Annotated in this window: 14 protein-coding genes; 7 read left to right on the top strand and 7 right to left on the bottom strand. The window is 58.8% G+C overall.

What is annotated here, in order from left to right; genetic code table 11:
- Positions 1-63: 63 nt before the first annotated feature.
- The 4 genes from fdxA to JZY08_RS13165 form a co-directional block, all read right to left on the bottom strand.
- A complete protein-coding gene (gene fdxA / locus JZY08_RS13150) occupies positions 64-402 on the bottom strand; it encodes a ferredoxin FdxA (protein WP_035222116.1) in 339 nt (112 codons plus the stop codon).
- A gap of 158 nt (positions 403-560) precedes the next feature.
- Positions 561-977 (bottom strand): RNA-binding S4 domain-containing protein, encoded by a 417-nt coding sequence (locus JZY08_RS13155; protein WP_216330383.1) that lies wholly within the window; start codon positions 975-977, stop codon positions 561-563.
- Between the two features lie 4 nt (positions 978-981).
- A complete protein-coding gene (locus JZY08_RS13160) occupies positions 982-4,047 on the bottom strand; it encodes a helicase-related protein (protein ID WP_216330384.1) in 3,066 nt (1,021 codons plus the stop codon).
- A gap of 426 nt (positions 4,048-4,473) precedes the next feature.
- On the bottom strand, positions 4,474-5,688 hold the full coding sequence (locus JZY08_RS13165) for a ubiquinone biosynthesis hydroxylase (protein ID WP_253204025.1): 1,215 nt from the start codon (positions 5,686-5,688) through the stop codon (positions 4,474-4,476).
- A gap of 86 nt (positions 5,689-5,774) precedes the next feature.
- Between JZY08_RS13165 and tesB the strand changes: the two genes are divergently transcribed.
- The 6 genes from tesB (at position 5,775) to JZY08_RS13195 (ending at position 13,395) form a co-directional block, all read left to right on the top strand.
- Positions 5,775-6,659 (top strand): acyl-CoA thioesterase II, encoded by an 885-nt coding sequence (tesB, locus tag JZY08_RS13170; RefSeq protein WP_082183206.1) that lies wholly within the window; start codon positions 5,775-5,777, stop codon positions 6,657-6,659.
- Positions 6,660-6,872: 213 nt separating this feature from the next.
- Entirely contained in the window at positions 6,873-7,223 is a 351-nt protein-coding gene (locus JZY08_RS13175; RefSeq protein WP_003492620.1) for a P-II family nitrogen regulator, read from the top strand.
- A gap of 29 nt (positions 7,224-7,252) precedes the next feature.
- Positions 7,253-8,602, top strand: coding sequence for an ammonium transporter (locus tag JZY08_RS13180; protein ID WP_137038364.1), 1,350 nt, complete (start codon positions 7,253-7,255; stop codon positions 8,600-8,602).
- A gap of 321 nt (positions 8,603-8,923) precedes the next feature.
- Entirely contained in the window at positions 8,924-11,596 is a 2,673-nt protein-coding gene (locus JZY08_RS13185; RefSeq protein ID WP_216330385.1) for a DNA translocase FtsK, read from the top strand.
- 50 nt (positions 11,597-11,646) lie between these two features.
- The gene (locus JZY08_RS13190) at positions 11,647-12,372 is read left to right on the top strand and encodes an outer membrane lipoprotein carrier protein LolA (protein WP_003492627.1); all 726 of its coding nucleotides are present in this window, start codon (positions 11,647-11,649) and stop codon (positions 12,370-12,372) included.
- A gap of 219 nt (positions 12,373-12,591) precedes the next feature.
- The gene (locus JZY08_RS13195) at positions 12,592-13,395 is read left to right on the top strand and encodes an exodeoxyribonuclease III (protein WP_003492631.1); all 804 of its coding nucleotides are present in this window, start codon (positions 12,592-12,594) and stop codon (positions 13,393-13,395) included.
- Positions 13,396-13,410: 15 nt separating this feature from the next.
- On the opposite strand, the gene JZY08_RS13200 is transcribed toward JZY08_RS13195, so the two are convergent.
- Complete coding sequence (locus JZY08_RS13200) at positions 13,411-13,866, bottom strand: cyclic nucleotide-binding domain-containing protein (protein WP_216330386.1); 456 nt, start codon at positions 13,864-13,866, stop codon at positions 13,411-13,413.
- 156 nt (positions 13,867-14,022) lie between these two features.
- Positions 14,023-14,706 carry a response regulator transcription factor gene (locus JZY08_RS13205; protein ID WP_003492637.1) on the bottom strand — a complete coding sequence of 228 codons (684 nt, stop codon included), beginning with the start codon at positions 14,704-14,706 and terminating at the stop codon, positions 14,023-14,025.
- Between the two features lie 240 nt (positions 14,707-14,946).
- Here JZY08_RS13205 and JZY08_RS13210 point away from each other — a divergent pair, with 240 nt between their 5' ends.
- Positions 14,947-15,495 carry a L,D-transpeptidase gene (locus JZY08_RS13210; protein WP_216330387.1) on the top strand — a complete coding sequence of 183 codons (549 nt, stop codon included), beginning with the start codon at positions 14,947-14,949 and terminating at the stop codon, positions 15,493-15,495.
- Positions 15,496-15,557: 62 nt separating this feature from the next.
- Here JZY08_RS13210 and JZY08_RS13215 read toward each other — a convergent pair whose 3' ends face one another.
- Positions 15,558-16,127: a CarD family transcriptional regulator gene (locus JZY08_RS13215; RefSeq protein WP_003492641.1), complete on the bottom strand. Its 570-nt coding sequence runs from the start codon at positions 16,125-16,127 to the stop codon at positions 15,558-15,560.
- Positions 16,128-16,361 lie beyond the last annotated feature (234 nt).

Genomic DNA, 16,361 nt, shown 5'->3' on the forward strand with positions numbered 1-16,361 from the left:
CCTCGCGCTGGCGCTGCGAGGGCTCTCAAAATCATAGTACGAAGACGATAGGCCGTCGAAAACTCAGTCACCCTGACCGGGTTCGGCGGAAAAATAAAGGTCCAGCTTGCCCTCGACGCCGTCCATTTCCTTGGCTTCGGGCATGGGGTCGCGCTTTATCGTGATGTTCGGCCAGATCGCTGCATATTCCGCATTCAGCTTCAGCCACTTGTCGAGACCCGGCTCCGTATCGGGCTTGATTGCCTCGGCGGGACATTCCGGTTCGCACACACCGCAGTCGATGCATTCATCAGGATTGATCGCGAGGAAATTCTCACCCTCGTAAAAGCAGTCGACGGGGCAGACTTCAACGCAATCGGTATATTTGCAGCGAATGCAATTGTCGGTCACGACATATGTCATGATGAACTCCAGAATATGCAGGCCGGGTCTTTGGGCTTCGGAACACAAGCCGTCGCCCGGAATTCAGACAGGGCAATTTCGCAAGTGACGTAATGCCTTTGCCTTCAGATAGCAAGGATAAACAATTCTGAAAAACCGGCCTGACCTGGAGGTTTATTCTAATCTGTATTTCCGTCACTGTCTGACAGAAACTTGTCGAGCGCTCTGCGCTCTTTTTTGGTCGGACGACCGCTGCCCGGCTCTCGCATCGCCTGCTCCAGGGGGCTCAGCCCGTCGGAAGGCGCCCGTGGCGGCGTCAGATCGTCGTAGAGAAGCCGGGCTTCTTCATAGGGCCCGCGCCGCTCGCCCCCGGACTTGATGACGAGGACCTTGTCCATGCGCTCGAAACCGATATCGAGCCTGTCTCCCGCCTTCACCGCATGGCTGGGCTGGCGGATGGTTGTCCCGTTGACCTTGACGTGACCCGACTGAATGTAGCCCTGGGCAAGCGAGCGGGATTTAGCCATGCGGGCAAAGAACAGCCACTTGTCCAGACGCTGACGCGTACTCTCCAATGGCTGTTCTTTGCTCCCCATAGGCTTACTTCTTCAGCTGCTCCTTGAGAGCAGCGAGTTTTGCGAAAGGCGAATCCGGGTCTAGTGGCTTCTCCTTGCGGGGCGGCTTGGCTTCGAAACGCTGCTGACCCTGCGGTTTTCCGCTGCGGTCGTTGCGATCCGGCCTGTCCTTGCGCTCGCCGCGATCCTGACGATCGTTGCGATTGCCGCGATCAGGGCGTCCGCCATCACGCTTGCGCTCACCCTCGCCGCCGCGATTAGCGGCCTCGCGATTTGCGCCGTCACGATTGTCACGACGGCCTTCGCCACGACGCTCGCCCTGCTCGCGCGCGCCATCGCGGGCTTGACCGCGATTGCCCGGACGACGGTTCTCGCTACGCTGGTTTTCGTTGCGGCCGCCGGGACGCCATAGAAGAACAGGCTTCGGCTCGGCAGCCTCAGCGCTTTCCGCAGGCACGGTCTCGCTCGCCGCGGCTTCTTCGCTGACGGCTTCCGCGACCGGTGTTTCCTCGGCGGCTTCAGCAACAGCCGTCTCGGACGACTGCTCTTCCGAAGTCGGTTCATCCTGCTCGGTCTCGGCGCTTTCCTCTTCCGTCACCGATTCAGCGGCGGCCGTAGCCGCAGCACCGGTCTGGCTGGCGAGGAAGGCCTGCGCCTCCTCCGCCGTCACCTGGTCAGCACGGTAGCCGAGACCCTTGAGGATCTCTTCCATGTCGTCGAGCGTCGCACCGAGAATGGAAAGCATCGCAGTCGTCGTCGTGAAACGACGGCCGTCATAGGCGCCTTCCGGACGCGGCTGCTGGCCGGGCTTCCACTGCAACAGCGGACGGATGAGATCGGCCAGACGCTCGAGAATGTCGATACGCACGGCGCGCTTTCCGAGGAAACGGAAACCGGCAAGCTTGTAGAACATGCGCTCGAAGGTCGGATCCGTCACCACGGAGGTGCGGCCGGCGGCCAGAACCGGAATGAGATCGCCATAACCCGGCTTACCGAGGCCATCATTCTTCAGGGCCCAGAGCAGCGTGACCAGCTCGGCCGGAGCCGGCTTCAGCAGCGCGGGCAGGAAGACGTGATAGGCACCAAAGCGCACGCCGTAGCGGCGCATGGAGGCGCGCGCATCCTGATCCAGCGACTTCACGTCTTCGGTGACGTCGCGGCGGAACAGAACGCCAAGATTTTCGACCAGCTGGAACGCCAGCCCCTTCGCCAGACCCTGAAGGTCTTCGGCGCGGGAAATATCGTCCAGCGCCTTCAGCACGGTCGCAATCTGGTGATTGACGAAACGTTCGACACGCGCCAGCGCATGATCGCGGGCATTGCCGCTCAACTGTTCGTCGGCAAGCAGGATCACACGCGGCTTCATGATGTTGTCGCCTGCCGAAAGGCGGGCCACCGGCTCGCCCAACCAGCGAACCAGACCATCGGAGCTCAAAGCGAGATCACCGTTTCCACTGGCATGCAGACGCGCAGCACGCGCCTCGTATTCGAGCGCGAGCGCCTTTTGCGCCGCAGCCTGCACGGCCTTCTGATCCGGCCCTTCCATTCCCGGCACCGGCGTGAACCGGAACCCGGCCAACTGGCCGACGTGATGTCCTTCTACGAAGACATCACCATTTACACTGATTTCAGCTTCAAGCATCGCATTCTCTCTCAGGCGCCTCATGAGCACAGATGTCCTGCGATCAACAAAGCGTTTCGTCAACCTTTCATGTAGTGCATCGGACAATCGATCCTCGATTTCCCGCGTCTTTTCTTGCCAGTGTGTCGGATCGGCAAGCCATCCTGGGCGGTTCGATACATAAGTCCATGTTCTGATCTGCGCAATCCTTGCAGACAGTGTATCGATCTCTCCGTCCGTGCGGTCGGCGCGGCGCACCTGCTCACCCATGAAATCTTCGTTCACAGCACCGCGTTTTACGAGATCGAAATAGAGCGTCGAGATCAGGTCGGCATGCTGGGCAGGTGCGATACGGCGATAGTCGGGAAGCGCGCATGCCTCCCACAGTTTTTCCACCCGCGCATCCGTCGTCGTCACGTCGATGATCTCAGGGTAACGCGACAGATATTCCAGCGCCTGCTGGTCGATCGCCGGCAGAGCCCGGGAAAGTCCCTGGATCGCCGGTGCGGCATCAAGGCTCAAACGCAGATTGGCGATGGAGGAGAAATCGAAATTCTTCGTCCGCCACTGCAGCACCTTCACCGCGTCGAACTGATGGGTCTCGATACGCTCCACCAATTCGTCGTCAAAGGGATCGACGCGCCCCGTCACGCCAAAAGTGCCATCGCGAAGATGGCGGCCGGCGCGGCCGGCGATCTGGCCGATCTCGCCGGGGTTGAGATTGCGAAACTGATAACCGTCGAATTTGCGGTCCTGCGCGAAGGCGACATGATCGACATCGAGGTTAAGGCCCATGCCGATGGCGTCGGTCGCCACCAGATATTCGACATCGCCGGACTGGTAGAGACCGACCTGCGCATTGCGCGTGCGCGGCGAAAGCGCGCCCAGCACAACAGCGGCACCGCCGCGCTGGCGACGCACCAGTTCGGCGATGGCATAAACCTCATCGGCGGAAAAGGCGACAATTGCCGTGCGTTGCGGCAGGCGGGTAATCTTTTTCTGGCCCGCATAAAAAAGCTGCGACAGACGCGGCCGCTCCACAACGGTAATTCCTGGCAAGAGCTTTTCAAGGATCGGGCGCATCGTGCCTGCGCCAAGGAGCAGCGTTTCCTCCCGCCCGCGCAAATGCAGCACGCGGTCGGTGAAGATATGGCCACGCTCCAGATCACCGGCCAGCTGCACCTCGTCGATCGCGACAAATGCGGCCGTCGTTTCGCGCGGCATGGCTTCCACCGTGCAGACGGAATATTTGGCTTTGGGAGGTGAAATCTTTTCTTCGCCGGTAATCAGCGCCACATTCGGCGCACCCACCTTTTCGACAAGGCGGGTATAGACCTCCCGCGCCAGCAAGCGCAGCGGCAGGCCGATGACACCGCTGCCATGCGCCACCATACGCTCGATCGCGTAATGGGTCTTGCCGGTATTGGTGGGGCCGAGAACGGCCGTGACACCGCGGCCGCTCAGGATCATGGGGCGAAAATTCAACGTACTATCCGCGAATCGACTTGCACTGCTTGCCGTGCCGCCCACCATCGCTGATGCAGGCCGCACGCACCACACATGGCAATGCCCGAAGACAAAGGCAATAGGCCTTGCCCGTAAAGTCGGCCGCAGCTCCTGCTGCACCGAATTTTCCGTTCAGATTCAGCCGGTTGAGAGAATAAAAAGAATCCGGCGAAAATGGAATCGATTCGGTTGCGGAACAGTCTGCGAACGAATCGAATACGAATCGCTGACTCGACGGGATTCAGCTTTTGTTCTCTACAGCATCTGGTTGGCGAATGCGCTTCCCATACCAGATTGTGAATCCGGGTAAGTCCTTGCCCGGATTCATGCTTTCCGCACCGGCCTTTCGCCAAAAATACCGGAATCGGCTGTCAAGCCGCAATCGCGGGATCAGAGCGCCTCGCCAGCGAGCAAACGCGGCGCATTCGCATCTGTCGTGCCGGCGGCCTGCCCGATGAAATAGGATTTCAGCGCCGGCAAACGATCGACAACACCCAGCCCGAAATCCCGCATGATGCGGATGGGACCGACATCGTTGGAGAAAAGCCGGTTCAGCACATCCGTCGTCACACCCATCCGCAACGTATCGAAACGCCGCCAGGACTGGTACCGCTCGAGAACGTTGAGGGAGCCGATATCGAGGCCGAGGCGGTCGGCCTCGACCACGGTTTCGGCCAGGGCTGCAACATCCTTGAAGCCGAGATTGAGGCCCTGGCCCGAGATTGGATGAATCCCATGGGCCGCATCGCCGGCGAGCGCGAAACGCGGTGCAACGAAGGAGCGCGCCAGCGTTAGCCCCAGCGGAAAGGCACGGCGAGGGCCGACGGGGTGGACAGGGCCGAGCTTGTGACCGAACCGGCGCTCCAGTTCTTCCTCGAACACCAGATCATCGGCAGCGACCAGCCTGTCGGCATCGGCCGTGCGCTCGGTCCAGACAAGCGAGGAGCGGTTTCCCTTGAGCGGCAGGATGGCGAAAGGCCCCGACGGCAGGAAATGTTCCTCCGCGCAGCCCTCATGCGGCCGCTCATGTTCGACGGTGGTAACAATCCCGGACTGATCATAATTCCATTGCACGGTCTTGATGCCTGCCATATCCCTGAGCGCCGAGCGAACCCCGTCGCAGGCGACGAGCAGCCGCGCTTCAAGGGAAGAGCCGTCAGAAAGGCTGATCAATGTCGATTGCGGCCCAGTAGTAAAGCCGGAAACACTGAGACCATGGCGGATTTCAACGCCAAGACGCTCGCACAGGCCTCGCAAAGCGCCGACCATCGCAACGTTCGGAACCATATGGGCGAACGGCCTGCCCTCCTCGACCACACCATCAAACGTCAGAAACACCGGACGGACGGGGTCTGCGGTCTTCGAATCGGTGACGATCATCTTGTTGATCGGCTGGGCCTCCGGTTCGATCTCGTTCCATATGCCGAAAACGTCGAGCATGCGCGTGGCCGCCGCAATGATGGCGGAGGCGCGGACATCCTTCTTCCAGACATCCTCGGGAGCTGCCTCAACCACCTGCACATTGAGATGCCGGGCCGCCTGCTTAATTGCGACAGCAACGGAAAGACCGACATATCCGCCGCCTGCAACCACCACGTCTAGCATCGCGCTTCTCCTCAAATCTTGTGCACACATCATCGGCGCACTATAGACCATGTGACGTCTTCCTACAGCCGGAGCAGGCCGAAAAAATGTCGCATCCTTTGCAAACGTCAGACCCGATGGCCAATCTCATCACCACGCTCGATCTCGAAAAGCTGGAAGAGAACCTGTTCCGGGGCGAAAGCCCGCAAATCGGCTGGCAGCGCGTCTTTGGCGGCCAGGTCATTGCGCAGGCCCTGATCGCCGCGCAGAGGACCGTGGACGACGACCGCCTAGTGCATTCGCTGCATGCCTATTTCATGCTCCCCGGCGATCCGCTGGTGCCCATCCTCTACCAGGTGGAACGCATCCGCGATGGTTCCAGCTTCGGCACCCGCCGCGTGGTCGCCATACAGCATGGCAAGGCGATTTTTTCCATGTCCGCGTCGTTTCAGATATTTGAGGACGGCTTTGACCATCAGATAAAAATGCCGGATGTGACGCCGCCCGAAAAGCTGATGAGCGAAGAGCAGATGCAGGCGGCCTTTCTCGCCAAGGCACCCGCCTCGATCCGCAAATACTGGAGCAACAAGCGCCCGATCGAGATAAGGCCTGTTTCACTGACCCATTACATCTCGAAAGAAAAGCTGGAACCGCAGCAGGATATCTGGGTTCGCGCCGTCGGTGATGTGCCCGACAATCCGCATTTCCAGTCGGCCATTCTGGCTTATCTGTCGGACATGACCCTGCTCGACACATCGCTCTACGCCCATGGAACGACGATCTTCGATCCTTCCATTCAGGTGGCCAGCCTCGATCACGCCATGTGGTTCCACCGCCCCTGCCGGTTGGATGATTGGCTGCTCTACAAGCAGGATAGCCCCAGCGCCTCCGGTGCCCGCGGTTTGACCCGTGGCAATATTTTCACCAGACAGGGTGAGCTGGTCGCCTCCGTCGCACAGGAAGGTTTGATCCGCAAAAGGGCAGATGATTAAATAATGTGCTTTTCTCAGAAATCGCACATTTAATAGACGCAAATTCCGTCGACAAATGCCCCTTTTTCAGACGTCCTTCATATAAGTTTTATATTTCAATAGCTTATAAGCCAGATGAAAAACTGGCACGCCCTTTGAATGTATGTCCGCAGTCGCTGTTACTGATCTGCCAGCGGCAAGGAGAGTCGGCTCCGTGCCGAGGACAAACAAAGGATGGGAAACCAGATGAAAATTGTGATGGCCATTATCAAGCCGTTCAAGCTGGATGAGGTGCGCGAAGCGCTCACCGGCGTCGGCATCCAAGGCCTGACCGTGACCGAGGTAAAGGGTTACGGACGCCAGAAGGGGCATACCGAGATTTATCGCGGCACGGAATATGCGGTGAGCTTCCTTCCCAAACTGAAGATCGAAATCGCAGTTCCATCCGACCTCGTCGACAAGGCTGTCGAGGCTATCGCGTCTGCGGCAAAGACCGGGCAGATCGGTGACGGAAAAATCTTCGTCTACTCTATCGAACAGGCCGTGCGCATCCGTACCGGCGAAACCAACACAGAAGCGCTTTGAAGCACGGCTGACAGGGGAGTTTTCTAGCTATGCAACTCAACAAGTTTTCAACGCTCGGCAAGCTGGGCGCCGGTGTGGCGGCCCTGATGGCCCCGGCCATCGCCTTTGCCCAGGAAGCCGCGCCGGCAGCAGCGGCCGCAGCACCTGTTCCGGAAAAAGCCGACACCGCATTCATGTATGTCGCGACGATCCTCGTGCTTTTCATGATCATTCCGGGCCTCGCCCTGTTTTATGGCGGCCTCGTCCGCACCAAGAACATGCTCTCCGTTCTCATGCAGTGCACGGTCGTCGCGGCAGTGATGATGCTCGTCTGGGTGATCTACGGTTACTCCTTCGCCTTCGGCGGCGGCACTGGCCCCTATTTTGGCGGCTTCGGCAAGCTGTTCCTCTCCGGCGTGTCGCTTGACAGCACATCGGCGACCTTCTCGGAAGGCGTGGTGATCTACGAATACACCTTCATCGCCTTCCAGATGACCTTTGCGGCCATCACACCGGCGCTGATCGTCGGCGCCTTTGCGGAACGCGTGAAGTTCTCCGCCGTCATCCTCTTCACCATCCTGTGGGCAACCTTCGTCTATTTCCCGATTGCACACATGGTATGGGATGCGAACGGCCTGATCTTCGGCATGGGCGCTCTCGACTTCGCCGGCGGCACGGTCGTTCACATCAATGCCGGTGTGGCAGGCCTGATCGGCGCGATCATGGTCGGCAAGCGCACAGGCTTCGGCAAGGACATGATGGCGCCCCACTCCATGACGCTGACGATGGTCGGCGCGGCCATGCTGTGGTTCGGCTGGTTCGGCTTCAACGCCGGCTCCAACCTCGAAGCATCGGGTGGTGCGGTTCTTGCAACCATGAACACCTTCCTCGCAACTGCCGCTGCCATCGTTTCCTGGTCGCTGGTTGAAAGCTTCACCCGCGGCAAGGCTTCCATGCTGGGTGCTGCTTCGGGCATGATTGCCGGCCTCGTCGCCGTCACGCCTGCGGCCGGCTCCGTCGGCCCGATGGGCGCCATCGTTCTCGGCCTCATCGTCTCGCCGATCTGCTACTTCTTCGTCTCGGTCGTGAAGAACAAGTTCGGTTACGACGATACGGCTGACGTCTTCGGCGTCCACGGCATCGGCGGCATCATCGGCGCCCTCGGCACCGGCATCTTCACCTCGCCGCTACTTGGCGGCACGGGCAAGGAAGACTTCTCCATCGCCTCGCAGGTCTGGACGCAGTTCGTCGCCGTCGCCATCACCATCGTCTGGTGCGCAATCGTCTCGGCAATCCTCTACAAGATAGTCGACGTTATCGTCGGTCTGAGGGTCCCGGTCGAAGCGGAACGCGAAGGTCTCGACCTCGCAACCCACGGCGAAGCCGCTTACCACTCCTAAAATCAGGGAAAAGGGGTTCTCCATCCCCTTACCCAAAAGAAGGCCCGCTCCGGCGGGCCTTTTTCTTTGTCGCAAATCTGCTAGAGCGCATCCAGTTTAAACGGAATAGTTGGACGCGCTCTAGATCTTTGTTTTCACGCATTTTCCGAACGTAAAACCGCGTCGCACTTTTACTGGAAATGCTCTGGCAGCATCAAAAAACCGCATGGTTAACACGACATTAACCAGCGAGCGGTTAGTTTTCCCTGTCAATCCGGGATCTGGTCACCTGCCGGATCTTGCCGAAACCACAAAAACGACGGGTTCAGGGACATGGGCAGAATGCAATCTCCGACATTCGATGGTCGTCACACACGCTTCGTGCTGACGGCGTTTTTCGTGCGGCAGATCATGGCTCTGGCCGGTTTCGCGTTGCTGGCCACCATTGCGCTGGGTATTGCCGCGCTCGCCACATGGAATGTGGCGGATCCGAGCCTCTCCTATGCCACCGGAAACCAGCCCACCAATCTTCTGGGATACGGCGGGGCGATCTTCGCCGATATCGTGATGCAGTTCCTCGGTCTCTCCGCAATCATCTCGCTTTTGCCGATGATCGCCTGGGCGATCGCGCTGATCGCCGGACGCAGGTTCAACCGGATACCCGCCCGCCTCGTCGCCTGGGTTGCCGGCGCCATCGTCTGCGCCGCCTCGCTCGGCTGTTTTCCCGCGCCCGTCACGTGGCCGCTGCCAAACGGCATCGGCGGCGTCATCGGCGATATGATCCTGCGCTTCCCGGCCCTTTTCATCGGCGCTTATCCGACGGGCACCATTGCAACGGTACTGGGCGTCATATTCGCAGCACCCGCCGCCTGGCTGATGCTGTTCGCCGCCGGTCTCATGGGAGGCCCGGAAGATGTCCCGGAACTGGAAGAACGCGCACCCGTTACGAGCAAGGCGCGCGCCACCCGGGAGGCCGAGGAAGATGATGACGACGGCGAGGGTTTCTTCGCCAATATCCTCGCCTTCGGCGCAATCGCACATTACTGGTACATTACCCAGGCCCGTCTTCGCCGCCTGTTCGGCATCAAGTCGAAATCCCTGCATGATGAATTCGAACATCCATACGATTTCAACGAATATGAATTCGGCACGTTGAACGAGCCTTCCCGCCTCAAGACGGCGATCAACCGCCTCGACCAGCGTGCGGAGCCGTCCTTCGAGGAACGCGCTGCATCCCGCCGGCAGGTGTCACCTCCTTCCATCGCGCTCGATGATGATGACGACATGGACGGAGAGCCGCGTTTCGCTGCAGACGGGCAGCGCTTGCCCAATGGCATTCTCTCGGATGACGACAGTGCCGATGAATCCGACCCCAAATTTATCGCAAGACAGGCACCGGGACGCGGTCAGCCCAGAATAACCGCCCCTTCCGCACGCCCCAAGCCGAGCGAGCGCGTGGCACGCGAGGCGCAGGCCTCCTTCATCGCCGCCGACGGCTTCCAGCTGCCCTCCGTCCATCTTCTGGCGGAGCCGAAGAATATCGTGCGCGACAACACACTGAGCGAGGAAGTGCTGGAGCAGAATGCCCGCCTGCTCGAAGGCGTTCTCGAAGATTTCGGCGTCAAGGGCGAGATCATTCATGTTCGCCCCGGCCCGGTCGTGACACTCTACGAACTGGAACCGGCACCCGGCATCAAATCCTCGCGCGTCATCGGCCTTGCGGATGATATCGCCCGCTCCATGAGTGCCATTGCCGCGCGCGTGGCCGTCGTTCCCGGCCGCAACGCCATCGGCATCGAGCTTCCGAACCAGACCCGCGAAACCGTGTTCCTGCGGGAACTGGTTGGCAGCCGCGATTTCGAAAACAGCAAGGCCAAGCTTGCCATGGCGCTCGGCAAGACCATTGGCGGCGAACCCGTCATCGCCGATCTCGCCAAGATGCCGCATCTGCTCGTTGCCGGCACCACCGGTTCGGGCAAATCCGTCGCCATCAACACCATGATCCTGTCGCTCATTTACCGCATGTCGCCGGAACAGTGCCGCCTGATCATGATCGATCCGAAAATGCTGGAACTGTCGATCTATGACGGTATTCCACACCTGCTCTCCCCTGTTGTCACCGATCCGAAAAAGGCCGTTGTTGCCCTGAAGTGGACGGTGCGCGAGATGGAAGAGCGCTACAAGAAAATGTCGAAGATCGGCGTTCGCAACATCGACGGCTTCAACAGCCGCGTGCAGCAAGCCCTCGACAAGGGCGAAATCCTCACCCGCACGGTGCAGACCGGCTTCGACCGCCAGACCGGCGAGGCCATGTACGAGACGGAAGAATTCGACCTGAAGCCCCTGCCCTATATTGTCGTCATCATCGACGAAATGGCCGATCTGATGATGGTTGCGGGCAAGGACATCGAAGGCGCCGTACAGCGTCTCGCTCAGATGGCGCGTGCCGCCGGCATCCATGTCATCATGGCGACCCAGCGCCCGTCCGTCGACGTCATCACCGGCACCATCAAGGCCAACTTCCCGACCCGCATCTCCTTCCAGGTAACGTCGAAAATCGACAGCCGCACCATTCTGGGCGAACAGGGCGCGGAACAGCTGCTCGGCATGGGTGACATGCTCTATATGGCCGGTGGCGGCCGCATCCAGCGTGTGCACGGCCCGTTCGTCTCCGACAACGAAGTGGAAGAGATCGTCGCTTATCTGAAGACCCAGGGATCGCCGGAATATCTGGAAGCGATCACCGAGGAAGACGACGAGGAAGGCAATGGCGGCGGCCCGGCCGGGACAGGCAATTTCTCCGATTCGGAAGACCCTTACGATCAGGCCGTGGCGGTCGTGCTGAGGGACGGCAAGGCGTCCACCTCCTATGTGCAGCGGCGTCTGGGTATCGGCTACAACCGCGCCGCCTCGCTGATCGAGCGCATGGAACAGGAAGGCATTATCGGCCCCGCCAACCATGCCGGAAAACGCGAAATCCTCGTACCGACGGAATCAGACATCATCGAGCGATAACGTCCGCAACCAAGCGGGGTTGAGAAGCGTTATTACACGCTTTCAACGTCATGAAGCCGCCGCCTTTTATGCGGACAATCGCTGCGATGAAGGAGAACAGAATGAACGACCTCACCACCGGCGAAACTGCAGCCGCAAACGCACCGCAAAACGGCGTGACGCGACGCGGCGTGCTGACGGCATTTTCCATGGCAGCCGCCATGGCCGGCCTGTCGCCGCTCAACGCATTTGCCCAGGCCGCCGGCAACGGCGCGACCGCGCAGAAAATCGCCAATCACTTCTCCTCGGTCAAAACCATGATGGGAGAATTTGTGCAATTCGGCCCTCGCGGTGAACAGACCGGCGGCAAATTCTACATCGAACGGCCGGGCAAGCTTCGTTTCAATTATGAGGACCCCTCGCCCATGCGGGTCATCGCCGATGGCAAGAATGTGGTCATCGGCAATATGAAGCTGAAGACGTGGGATCTCTATCCTCTGTCCAAGACCCCGCTCAGCCTGCTTCTCTCCGACAAGATCGACCTCGGCAACCAGAAGGTCCGGAATGTGAAGGAAGAGTCGGACCTGACCACCATCGTGCTGGGCGACAAGAGCATCTTCGGCGATTCCACCATTACCCTGATGTTCGACCCGAAGACCTTCGATCTGAGGCAGTGGACGACGACGGACGCCCAGAACAAGGACACGACCGTCATGATCTTCAACGTTCAGACGGGCGTGAACCTCGATGAACGCGTCTTCAACATCAATTACGAGGAAGTCCGCAAGCGCGGCTAAAGCTTCTCGCTCGTAAAAACTCTTCGAAAGGCGGCCTGGCGGTCGCCTTTTTTATTTTGCCGCTAAAATCCATTCCCGTTTTCATCGCGATGTTATAAGCCTGCGCCCCGGAAACATGCCTCGAAACAACAGGCTTCGAGGCGACACAGCATTTCCTGGAAATGGGGTCACCTCTTTCCATCCGGAAATGCCAAAATATTCTAGAAGCGGAGCTCATGCATGTCGTTTTCGATAACCACCTGGAATATCAACTCCGTCAGGCTCAGAATGCCGATCGTTGAGCAGTTTCTGGTGCGTTACAAACCCGACATTCTCTGCCTGCAGGAAACAAAATGCCCGAATGGCGAATTTCCGATGAAGCCGCTGAAGGCGCTCGGTTACGAACACGTCATCATCCACGGCCAGAAGGGCTATCACGGCGTCGCGATCGCCTCGAAAATTCCGCTCACCGAAGACCATCGGCAGGACTATTGCGGCATCGGCGATGCACGGCACATTTCCGCGATTTTTCAGGTGGGATCGCGCCGCGTGCGGCTGCATAATTTTTACGTGCCGGCCGGCGGCGACGAACCCGATCGTTCAATAAACCCGAAATTCGGCCACAAGCTTGATTTCATCGAGGAAATGAAGGCGCTTCGCGCCGATGGCGTTCCCGGCACCTCGTCCATTCTCGTCGGCGATCTCAACATCGCACCGCTTGAAAATGACGTGTGGTCGCACAAGCAGCTGCTGAAAATCGTCAGCCATACGCCGGTCGAAACCGACGGCATGCTGGATATCATGAAGAAGGGCAACTGGCTCGACCTGATGCGGCTGAACGTGCCTGACAGTGAAAAGATTTATACCTGGTGGAGCTACCGCGCCAAGGATTGGGAAGCCGCAGACCGCGGCCGCCGTCTCGACCATATCTGGTCGTCTCAGGACCTAGGCCCCTCGCTTGAAAAAATCGACATATTGCGCGAGGCGCGCGGCTGGAACCGGCCATCGGACCATGTTCCGGTTACCGCGCATTTCCGATTCTAACGGTTTTGACTAGCGTCAGGCGAAGCGGTTCTGCAAACGGGCCGCGCCTGCCGCCAGAGCCGCAATATTGTCGCGAATGCGCGCCGATACGATATCGGCCACTTCCGGAAACTCCTCCACCAGCCGGTGAAAAAGAATACGCGTGATGCGGATGACCTCAGAATCCTCCGCGGCCACAGCGGTGAATTTCCGTTCGCAGAGCGTGAAAAGCGCAAGTTCGGAAAGCAACACACCCTTGCCGGGCGCTGCCTGCAGCACGGGCTTGCCGTCTCTTCCTGCCGTGAAAAGCTCGAAATGGCCTGATGTCACCGCAAAGGCGCACTCAGCCGGTGAATGTTCCCGGAACAATGTCTGGCCTGCCGAGACGCGGCGGCGTTCCGCGCCGAAGGCGATCAGCCGCAGCTGATCATCGCTGAAGCCCGCAAACAACGGCACTTGCCCCAGAAGCATGATATCGTCCGTCAAGGCCATGTTTGATCGCTACTCCAGAAAGCCGCCTGCGCTACTATAGCGGTTTTCCAATATCGGTCTTCAAAATACAAGCAGTTAGAACGCCGTGCGTTTTCTCAAACGCACGGCGCCAGCTTTAGAACACGGATGAATGCCAAGCGACAGGACTATCCCGCTTCAGGGAACGATCTTGTAGCCGCCATTCTCGGTCACCAGAATTTCAGCATTGGAAGGGTCACGCTCGATCTTCTGGCGCAGACGATATACGTGGGTTTCAAGCGTGTGCGTCGTCACCCCGGAATTGTAACCCCACACCTCCTCCAGCAGGACATCACGCGTTACCACGGCACTGCCGGCGCGATAGAGGTAACGGATGATCGCCGCTTCCTTTTCCGTCAGACGGATTTTCTTGCCGTCTTCCGTCGTCAGCAGCTTCTGGCTGGGTTTGAACTGATAGGGGCCGACGGTGAAAACCGCGTCCTCACTCTGTTCGTATTGACGCAGCTGCGCCCGGATGCGCGCCAGAAGCACGGCAAAACGGAAAGGCTTCGTCACATAGTCATTCGCGCCGGCTTCAAGCCCGAGGATCGTATCGGAATCGGTATCATGCCCCGTCAGCATGATGATCGGTGCCTTGAAGCCACCCTTTCGCAAAAGCTTTACCGCTTCACGACCATCCATGTCCGGAAGGCCGACATCCATGATCAGAAGATCGACCTGGGCGGTCTTTGCGGTCTGCATTGCCTGGGCGGCGTTTGCGCCGCTCAGAAGCGAGAATTCCTCATAAGGAGACAGTTGCTCGGTCAGCGTCTCCCGAAGATCGTCGTCGTCGTCCACCAGAAGGATAGTGCGAGCCGTCATTCGGATTCTCAGCCTTTCTTACTTTAGCGCATCGACCCAAAAATCGCGTTCGATTTTCGGAAAGCACAATGCGTAGTTTAAAAGAGTTAGAGCATTCCAGTGCCTCCAAAAGGCGGCAAGGTGCTCTAATTGTCAGCCAATTCAGCGGTTTGCCGATAAAAGGTCAACCCATTGCCATGATATTACGAAGTGCTATGACTTCACGTTAGATAACCTGCAAAGCAAAATCTCGTGAAAAACATGAGCAGACAGCCCGTAAAGCAACATAAACGCGCATCGACGCTCATTGTTCGGCCGGCGCCCTTGAAAATAAGCCGGGCCGTCGTCCAGCTCGGGCATCTCACCTTTCCCGCAGCAATCGGGCGCAATGGCCGCACCGTGCTGAAACGCGAGGGAGACGGAAAGTCACCCATTTCCCTCACACGCCTGCTGCACGGATTTTATCGGGGCGACCGTAACCCCGCTATCCCCACGGCATTGCCGATGCAACGGACGCGGCAATCCATGCTGTGGTGCGACGAACCCCGCAGCGCCAATTACAACAGGCTGGTCAAGGGACCTTTCACGCAGAGCCACGAGGAGATGATGCGAAAGGATGGCCTGTATGACGTTTGCCTCGTGCTCGATTGGAACATCACATCGAGAAGTCGAAACCGCGGTTCGGCGATCTTCATGCATATGATCCGCCCGGGATATGAGCCGACCGCCGGCTGCGTCGCTCTCCATCCCCGCGACATGAAACGTATTTTGCCCCATTTGCGCAAGGGTACGAAAATTCGCATCCTGTAGATGAGGCACAAAAAAACCCGCCATTCTTGGCGGGTTTTTTTAAAAAAGGAGAAAGCCGGTGATTACGCGGCTTCTTCCTGAGAATCGTCCTCTTCGACGGCCTTGCCGCGCTTCGGACCCTTGGCAAGGTTGACTTCCACCAGGCGAACAGCCTCGGTTTCAGACATCTTGTTGACGGCGGCAATTTCGCGCGCCATGCGATCGAGAGCAGCCTCATAAAGCTGACGCTCGGAATAGGACTGCTCCGGCTGATTTTCCGCACGGTAAAGATCGCGCACAACTTCCGCAATCGCGATAAGATCGCCGGAATTGATTTTCGCATCATATTCCTGGGCGCGGCGCGACCACATGGTACGCTTCACACGCGCCTTGCCCTGCACCACTTTCAGCGCCCGCTCGACAAAATCGCCTTCGGAAAGCTTGCGCATGCCGATGCTCACGGCTTTTGCGACGGGAACTTTAAGACGCATCTTGTCTTTTTCGAAATCGATGACAAAAAGCTCAAGCTTCATGCCGGCGACTTCTTGTTCCTCGATGGCAGAAATGGTACCGACACCATGAGCGGGATACACAATCGCTTCACCGGTCTTGAAACCGTGATGTGCTGGAGATTTCTTCTGCTGGGTCGTCATTCGTTCTAAAAACTCCCTGTTACATACCCGGAGGTGCCGGGGTTGGGTCGGTCAGGCCCTGATGAGACGGGGGAACCGTCAGGTGACTCCGCACTGGTCCAGCCGTGCACGCAAAAACACACCTTCCCGCATTGCGGGGTTCGATAACGTAAACGCTCGATATGTCACGGAAACCGCGTGCAAAAGAGGTGTTGCTTTCGTGGTGTTTTTGGGCACACAAATGCCACGCTGTGG

This window comes from Rhizobium sp. X9 (assembly GCF_018873185.1).
Lineage (GTDB): Bacteria > Pseudomonadota > Alphaproteobacteria > Rhizobiales > Rhizobiaceae > Agrobacterium > Agrobacterium oryzihabitans.

What these genes read in the sequence shown, in the direction of transcription:
- JZY08_RS13180 (WP_137038364.1), top strand. Translation starts at nt 7,253, where the DNA reads ATGCAACTCAACAAGTTTTCAACGCTCGGCAAGCTGGGCGCCGGTGTG.
- JZY08_RS13185 (WP_216330385.1), top strand. Translation starts at nt 8,924, where the DNA reads ATGCAATCTCCGACATTCGATGGTCGTCACACACGCTTCGTGCTGACG.
- JZY08_RS13215 (WP_003492641.1), bottom strand. Translation starts at nt 16,127, where the DNA reads ATGACGACCCAGCAGAAGAAATCTCCAGCACATCACGGTTTCAAGACC.
- JZY08_RS13190 (WP_003492627.1), top strand. Translation starts at nt 11,647, where the DNA reads ATGAAGCCGCCGCCTTTTATGCGGACAATCGCTGCGATGAAGGAGAAC.
- JZY08_RS13195 (WP_003492631.1), top strand. Translation starts at nt 12,592, where the DNA reads ATGTCGTTTTCGATAACCACCTGGAATATCAACTCCGTCAGGCTCAGA.
- tesB (WP_082183206.1), top strand. Translation starts at nt 5,775, where the DNA reads ATGTCGCATCCTTTGCAAACGTCAGACCCGATGGCCAATCTCATCACC.
- fdxA (WP_035222116.1), bottom strand. Translation starts at nt 402, where the DNA reads ATGACATATGTCGTGACCGACAATTGCATTCGCTGCAAATATACCGAT.
- JZY08_RS13165 (WP_253204025.1), bottom strand. Translation starts at nt 5,688, where the DNA reads ATGCTAGACGTGGTGGTTGCAGGCGGCGGATATGTCGGTCTTTCCGTT.
- JZY08_RS13160 (WP_216330384.1), bottom strand. Translation starts at nt 4,047, where the DNA reads ATGATCCTGAGCGGCCGCGGTGTCACGGCCGTTCTCGGCCCCACCAAT.
- JZY08_RS13205 (WP_003492637.1), bottom strand. Translation starts at nt 14,706, where the DNA reads ATGACGGCTCGCACTATCCTTCTGGTGGACGACGACGACGATCTTCGG.
- JZY08_RS13155 (WP_216330383.1), bottom strand. Translation starts at nt 977, where the DNA reads ATGGGGAGCAAAGAACAGCCATTGGAGAGTACGCGTCAGCGTCTGGAC.
- JZY08_RS13210 (WP_216330387.1), top strand. Translation starts at nt 14,947, where the DNA reads ATGAGCAGACAGCCCGTAAAGCAACATAAACGCGCATCGACGCTCATT.
- JZY08_RS13175 (WP_003492620.1), top strand. Translation starts at nt 6,873, where the DNA reads ATGGGAAACCAGATGAAAATTGTGATGGCCATTATCAAGCCGTTCAAG.
- JZY08_RS13200 (WP_216330386.1), bottom strand. Translation starts at nt 13,866, where the DNA reads ATGGCCTTGACGGACGATATCATGCTTCTGGGGCAAGTGCCGTTGTTT.